Raw genomic sequence first — 6,483 nt, forward strand, 5'->3', positions numbered from 1 at the left:
AGACAGCTGATGAATATCCTTCACGTGATGTATCTTTACAACCAGATTAAGGATCATCCGGAGATGGAATTCTATCCCCACACCTTTATCTTCGGAGCCAAGGCTGCAGCAGGCTATAAGACTGCAAAGCTGACCATCAAGCTCATCAATAACGTGGCGGAGGTTATCAACAACGATGCTTCCATCCAGGATAAGATTAAGGTGGTTTTCATTGAGGATTATAAGGTATCCAGTGCAGAGGTGATTATCCCTGCGGCAGACTTCTCCGAGCAGATTTCCACCGCTTCCAAGGAAGCCTCCGGTACCTCCAACATGAAGCTAATGGTAAACGGCGCTTTAACCATGGGAACTATGGACGGTGCCAACGTGGAAATCGTACAGGAGGTTGGGGCGGAAAATGCCTTTATCTTCGGTATGAGCAGTGACGAGGTTATTGCTTTAGAGCACAATAACGAGTACCGTCCTATGGACATTTTCAACAACGACCAGGAAATTCGCAGAGTCTTAATGCAGCTGGTAAATGGCTTCTACAGCCCTGAGGATCCTGAATTGTTCAGACCTTTGTATGATTCCTTATTAAATACCAATGAATCCGACAGAGCAGACCGTTACTTCATCTTAAAGGACCTTCGTTCTTATATCAAGGCCCAGGAAGAAGCGGTGAAGAAGTTCCAGGATGAAGCATGGTGGGCAAGAGCGGCTATCTTAAATACAGCCCATGCCGGAAAGTTCTCCTCTGACAGAACCATTGAGGAGTATGCAAAGGATATCTGGGGCTTGGATAAGATTGTTTTTAAAGACTAAAAAAATCAGCTCGGAGAAAGTCATGTAATAAGCTTTGAAGCCTTGTGCTTCAAAGAATTTACAAAATAAACTTCTGCTTTAAAGAAGGAAAGTAATGACTTTGATAAGTTAGAACAGGAGAGAGGAATGGAAGTCGAATTACAACGAACTCTGTCTTTAGAAGAGGAGAGGGACTGTAAGACCCTCCTCTCTCTTTGTAATTTAGAGGAAGAAATTCCCTATGATACGGATTTGGACTATGATTTCTTTTATCTCATTCGCAATGAAGGGGAGAAGGAAACAGGAATTGCCGAGGGGATTTTGGCATTGCTTATGGGATATAAGCTTGGTGAGCAACAGGGAGGAAAGGACGTGCTCCTTTGTCTTGCCTTTGTCCATCCCAAGATGAGGGGGCAGGGCTTATTTACCCAATGTAAAGAAAGTCTGATGGATGATTTTCGAAACTGTGTGTTTCGATTTATGAAGAAGGGAGAAAGGGAAGAGGAATTTTCCCTTTCTTTTCCCTATCTGTATACGGAATATTTTTTGGAGAAAACCCTGGAAGATGGGATTGATTTTCCGGGAGAAAAGAGAAATTATCCTTACGGAGAAGTTTATTTTTCTCCCTATAATGAAAAAACGCTTTACCTTTACGGCCTTATGGTGGAAAATAGGTATAGAGGTCAGGGGAAGGGAGAGGCGATTCTTCGGGATTGCTTTGATAAAGGAAAGAAGGGACCATATACCAAGGTAATTCTTCAGGTGGATTCCCGTAACAGCCCGGCCATGAAGCTTTATCAGAAAATGGGTTTTTTGGTGAAAGAAGCCAGCTCCTATTACCAACTAAAGATTTAAGAAAGGGATTTTAAGACATGGAAAGAATCTATAAGATTATGAGAAATGTAGGAGGCTCTTCCATTGCCTTAGGAGTAATTCTTATTACACTGGGAATTGTTACCGGGGTGCTGTCCATTGTACATGGAGCCATCTTGCTAAAAAGAAAAGAGGATTTAACGTTCTAAAGTCTCTTGGAAAATAAGAAGCATCCGGATAGTATCGTTTCTGAATTGCTATAAGGAAATGAGACGGAGGGAATCAGACTGTGACGGACTTCTTAGAAGAGAGAATTCAGACGTTTAGTGTGTGATATGCATAGAAAAGAAATGACGAAAAATCGTTGGTTGGGGGTGTTTTTTTTCTGCCTTTACCTGATTTTTCTCTTTTATGTTTTGTTTTTTTCCGAGTTAAAGGGCAGAGGCTTTATGAATCGGGCGGAATTTTCCTATAATATGGAGCCTTTTAAGGAGATTTTCCGCTTTCTTTTTTATTGGAAACAAATCGGTCTTGCCCATGCTTTGGAAAACTTACTGGGAAATATCATCGGCTTTTGCCCTTTGGGCTTCCTGCTCCCCAGCTTTTCCAAGCGTTGTAGAATGTATTGGTATAATACGGTAATGTCAGGCTATCTTTTGTCCTTCGGAGTGGAGGCGATTCAGCTTATCTTCCGTGCCGGAAGCTGTGATGTGGACGATATTATCCTGAATACCCTGGGAACAGCCCTGGGTTATGTTCTGTTTCGACTCATACAAAGGGAAAGGAGGAGAAGAAAATGGAAGGAGAAAAGCGGTTTAGCTACATCCGAAAAAAATGGGCAAAGGGAAGTCTGGGAGCCATAATCAGTTCCTTTGTTTCTCTCTGCCTTTTCTTTCTCTGTATAGGAATTTCCTTTTATGAAAAAGGAAACGGACCTTTAGTGCTAGGAGCATTGGCGTTATTTTCCGTGAATTTTCTTTTGATTTCCCTTCGTTTTGCCTTACCTGTGGAAAAGGGAAAATTCATTGAAAGACGTCCGGTCTATGTGGCTTTGGGAGTGGATATCGTTCTTATGTTCTTTTGGCTGGCACTTCTGCTCTTAGGCTTAAGAATGTAACTTTACTGTCCGGTATGGAATATAGTATTTTTTGCTGTTCGTCCCGAAATAAGATAAGTCTTATTGTCCGTCCTGAATAAGCTAAGTTTTGCTGTCCGGCCTGAATAAAGTATTTTTTAAATATAGACAAAGTAAAAAATTAGGAAATTCCTTCCTTTTTTGTAAGAGGAAGAAGACTGATTTTTGTTATAATGGAGGAGTCATGGGAGAGAGAAGAAATAGTGCTTTAGAACGGATTCGGGAGATTCCCTTGGAAATGAGGGAAGATTCCCCGTATAAAGAAGTATTTCATCCCTTGGCTTTCTTTTTTTTGGATTATTTTAAAGTCCTGGAGAAACAAGGGGTTCAGCCTTTAGAGACTGCTGTTTCGGAAGGAAATATAGACCGAAGTTCTATCCTTGGCGCATTACTGGAACGTTATCGGGAAGAGCTTAAGGATTTTCTTTATCCCGGAATAGCTAAGGAAAGAAACTCATTCGGCGATTTCTTTTCCATTCTGGTCTTTCTTTCCTTCGGGATTGTCTTGGAAAATAAGGAAGAGGCCCAATCCAGAATTTTGGAGCTTTATTTGCAGATTTATCTTTACAGCCAATCCGATGAAGAATTGGAGAGAAGCAGATTTCAAGATATTTTCTATTCTCATTTTTATGATTACTGCAGGGATTTTCTGGAAGAGCGTTATGAAGAGGAGGAGATGGATCCCTTTATGTATCGCAACAATATTCTTTTCTTCGGATGGATGCCCTATTATGGAAGTAGTCCTTTCTTTTCCAAGGAATATGTGGAGAGTCATCAAAGGGATGCTGCCATATTTCTCGGAGATCGTTTCCTGTCCCACCTATATCAGGCTTATGAACAGCAGGAGAAGCTGTGGCATAAGCGGAAGGGTAAAAGCAGAGTCCAAATTTTGGAAGAACAGTTAAAAAATAGAAAGGATTTTCAGCCGGAGAACTACTGTATAGAGGAATCTCAAGGACTTTCCTTCCACGCTCATCAGGAAAAGCTGTGGAAGATCTTTTTAGAGAAGACCAAGGAAGCAAGGGTAGACTTTGAGAAAATGAGGGAAAGGAATTAGAAGTATTTTGCTTAGTATGAAGGAAAAAAAAGGAAAGAGCAGGGGGAGGATTTTTTTACTCCTTTCTTTTTGTTTTTTTATTCTTTTTTATAGTGTGGTGGCAATGGCTGCCAACTGGCCAACAGAAGACTTAACGGCGGAGTCCGCCATTGTGGTGGATGCGGAAACCGGGGCGGTTTTGTTTGAAAAAAACGGAGATGTAAGAGAATATCCTGCTAGTATTACCAAGGTGATGACGGCTCTTGTGGTTTTGGAACACACATCCTTGGAGGATAAGGTGACATTTTCCCACGATGCGGTATACAATGTGGATCGGGGCTCCTCCAATGCCCAGATTGAAGAGGGAGATGTTCTTACGGTAAATGACTGTTTGCATGCCCTCTTGCTCAAGTCTGCAAATGAGGCGGCGAATGCTTTGGCAGAGCATGTGGCAGGCTCACGGGAGGCCTTTGCGGAAATGATGAATGAGAAGGCTAGGGAGCTTGGTTGCACAGGTACCCATTTTCAGAATCCTTCCGGTTTGCAGGATGAAAACCATTACACCACCGCAAGGGATATGGCTTTAATCGGGATGGCCGCCTTTCAGAATAAGGAGTTTTTGGAAATTGAAAAAAATCTGAGTCATACTTTAGGGAATTTAAAGCGTCTTCCGGAGGGAAATACAATTTACATGGAGCATAAAATGATGCTCTCCAACACAAAGTTCTATGACAAACGAGTGGTAGCGGGAAAAACCGGCTATACACAGATTGCGGGAAATACCTTGATTAGCTTGGCGGAGGATCAGGGAAGAAAGGTGGTTACGGTAGTTTTGAAGGACAAAAATCCTTCTCACTATACAGATACAAAGACTCTACTGGATTTAGCTTTTTCGGAAACGGAAAATCAAACTTTAGGGGAACATCCCGGAGCCTTAGAGGCCTTGCGAAAGGAGCTGGTATCCGCCGGAAAGATTACGGAGGAAAATAAAATTCATTTTCTGGATACTGTTAAGATTTCTCTTCCTAAGGGAGCAAGTCAGGACGGCTTGCAATATGCTTTTAAGGATATTGAAGGCGATGCTCCGGCTTCCGCCCTGGGAAAAGTGCAAATCTTACTGGATGGAAAAGTTGTAGGAAGCGGATATATCGGAAAAGACCAAAATATTCAGGTCATTTTAAATAATAAGGAAACCAAGAAGAAGGTAGCGGTTGCAGCGGTTACCGTCAGCGGATTTACGATTTTAGCCGGCTTCGGATTTTTCCTATTTGGCGGAGGTGCTTTGTATGGAGCAAAAAACCTTCATGATGAACGAAAAAGAAAGAAGAAGTGGAAGGAAAGACGAAAGAAAAACCTGGAAGAGTTGCAGATTTCAGAGGAAGAATTTAAGATTCTGGTAGAGAAAAGAAAGTCAGAGAAAAAGAAGAAATAGTGCATAAAAAGCAAAGGAGACTTTGACATATGGATGAGAAGAATCAGCAGGGCGGCACTGAAGCAAAGGAAATGGATGAGAGGAATCAGCAAAGCAAAACTGAAGCTATAGAACCGAAAGAGCAGGCTAAACAGGAGAGTTATAAAGCTACTGCTCAGCACAGGGCGTTTGAGCATTACGGGGATGCTGAGGATAGGGAAGAGGAAGAAGCTCTGGAAAGAGAACGGCAGAGACTTCGAGAGGAAAGAAAAAAGAGAAGAAAGCAAAAGGAAGCTGCCAAAAAAGCAGCCCAAAGAAGACGACTGTTTCTGCTTCTTCTTTTCCTTTGTGTAGTCTTTGTGGCACTTTTCCTTTTTTTGAGAAAAGGAAGCCCGGCTCAAAGAGGAGAGGAGAAAACAAGCAGTTCTGTAGCGGAAAGAGCTCCAATAGAAGTGTATTATGTAGAAGATAAGGGAAGTACTAAAGGCGAGGAGTTGGGGACTTATCTGGAAAATGCCGGAGAGAATAACGCATCCGTAAATCTACATACCTTGATTTATGAAGAAGGAAAAGAAGAAGACTTAAAGCAAGCATTAAAAGAGGCTAAGGCGGAGCTGTTGCTGGGAGAAGGCAGTGAAAAGCTGGAGGCATTTTTGGAAAAATTCTCTGTGGAGGAAAAAATACCCTACCTGAGTCAGAGCAGCAAAAAGCTGGAGCCGGGAAATAATCATTTTGTTCTGGAAAAAAGTCTGGAGGATCAGGCGGTGGACCTGGGATTTTTCGCTTATAATGAGGCCTTTCGGAAAATGGGCATTCTCCTACAGGAAGGAGATGAGAAGGGTAAGACCTTAGCGGAACAGCTCTCGGAAAGCTTTCCCGAGTACGGAGGAACGGTAGAAATTCGGACCTATAAGGGAGAAGAGGATTTTCAGGCGAAATTGTCGGAGCTGGAGGAAGCCGGAATAGATCTTTTGTTCCTTCCAAGTCCCGGAGAGCAGGAGAAAGCACTTCTTTCCCAAGAAAAAGCCTATAACATCCTTTTGGGAAAGGATTGGGATCAGGAGAACTTCCCGGCCGATTTGGAACTTCCCTATCCGGTATATCTCTACGGAAGAGAGAACAAGGCATTTACACTGGCGGAAAAGGAAGAGGAAAGTTCCGATTCGTTAGGAGAAGAGGCACAGTCGGGAAGCAGATATGACAGGGATTTGCTGGGAATTCTTAGCAAGTTAAGAGCAGAAGTAAAGAAGAAGAGTCTTCTGCAAACACTGGAAAGCATGAGCTATCAGGGAGAATGTGGAGAGT

Annotated in this window: 8 protein-coding genes; all 8 read left to right on the forward strand. The window is 42.5% G+C overall.

Going from position 1 to position 6,483, the window contains the following annotated elements; all coding sequences use genetic code 11:
• Positions 1 to 804, forward strand: an 804-nt coding sequence (locus ACO4PX_RS05945) for a glycogen/starch/alpha-glucan phosphorylase (RefSeq protein WP_485571973.1), incomplete at its 5' end; no start/stop codon positions are given.
• Between the two features lie 126 nt (positions 805 to 930).
• The gene (locus ACO4PX_RS05950; RefSeq protein WP_485571974.1) at positions 931 to 1,638 is read left to right on the forward strand and encodes a GNAT family N-acetyltransferase; all 708 of its coding nucleotides are present in this window, start codon (positions 931 to 933) and stop codon (positions 1,636 to 1,638) included.
• 17 nt (positions 1,639 to 1,655) lie between these two features.
• The gene (locus ACO4PX_RS05955; protein WP_315370152.1) at positions 1,656 to 1,805 is read left to right on the forward strand and encodes a hypothetical protein; all 150 of its coding nucleotides are present in this window, start codon (positions 1,656 to 1,658) and stop codon (positions 1,803 to 1,805) included.
• Between the two features lie 126 nt (positions 1,806 to 1,931).
• A complete protein-coding gene (locus ACO4PX_RS05960) occupies positions 1,932 to 2,459 on the forward strand; it encodes a VanZ family protein (RefSeq protein WP_455009463.1) in 528 nt (175 codons plus the stop codon).
• Positions 2,393 to 2,713, forward strand: coding sequence for a hypothetical protein (locus ACO4PX_RS05965; protein ID WP_485571975.1), 321 nt, complete (start codon positions 2,393 to 2,395; stop codon positions 2,711 to 2,713). Before ACO4PX_RS05960 ends, ACO4PX_RS05965 begins: the two co-directional genes overlap by 67 nt.
• Positions 2,714 to 2,915: 202 nt before the next feature.
• On the forward strand, positions 2,916 to 3,788 hold the full coding sequence (locus tag ACO4PX_RS05970; RefSeq protein WP_485571976.1) for a hypothetical protein: 873 nt from the start codon (positions 2,916 to 2,918) through the stop codon (positions 3,786 to 3,788).
• A gap of 16 nt (positions 3,789 to 3,804) precedes the next feature.
• The gene (locus ACO4PX_RS05975) at positions 3,805 to 5,199 is read left to right on the forward strand and encodes a D-alanyl-D-alanine carboxypeptidase family protein (protein ID WP_304070382.1); all 1,395 of its coding nucleotides are present in this window, start codon (positions 3,805 to 3,807) and stop codon (positions 5,197 to 5,199) included.
• A 29-nt stretch (positions 5,200 to 5,228) separates the two neighbouring features.
• The coding region (locus ACO4PX_RS05980) for an ABC transporter substrate-binding protein (protein ID WP_485571977.1) at positions 5,229 to 6,483 on the forward strand (1,255 nt) is incomplete at its 3' end.

The organism is Oribacterium sp. (genome assembly GCF_057249185.1).

Bases quoted from the DNA above. Each gene is read 5' to 3' on its own strand.
- ACO4PX_RS05950 (WP_485571974.1), top strand. From the start codon at position 931: ATGGAAGTCGAATTACAACGAACTCTGTCTTTAGAAGAGGAGAGGGAC.
- ACO4PX_RS05955 (WP_315370152.1), top strand. From the start codon at position 1,656: ATGGAAAGAATCTATAAGATTATGAGAAATGTAGGAGGCTCTTCCATT.
- ACO4PX_RS05960 (WP_455009463.1), top strand. From the start codon at position 1,932: ATGCATAGAAAAGAAATGACGAAAAATCGTTGGTTGGGGGTGTTTTTT.
- ACO4PX_RS05965 (WP_485571975.1), top strand. From the start codon at position 2,393: ATGGAAGGAGAAAAGCGGTTTAGCTACATCCGAAAAAAATGGGCAAAG.
- ACO4PX_RS05970 (WP_485571976.1), top strand. From the start codon at position 2,916: ATGGGAGAGAGAAGAAATAGTGCTTTAGAACGGATTCGGGAGATTCCC.
- ACO4PX_RS05975 (WP_304070382.1), top strand. From the start codon at position 3,805: ATGAAGGAAAAAAAAGGAAAGAGCAGGGGGAGGATTTTTTTACTCCTT.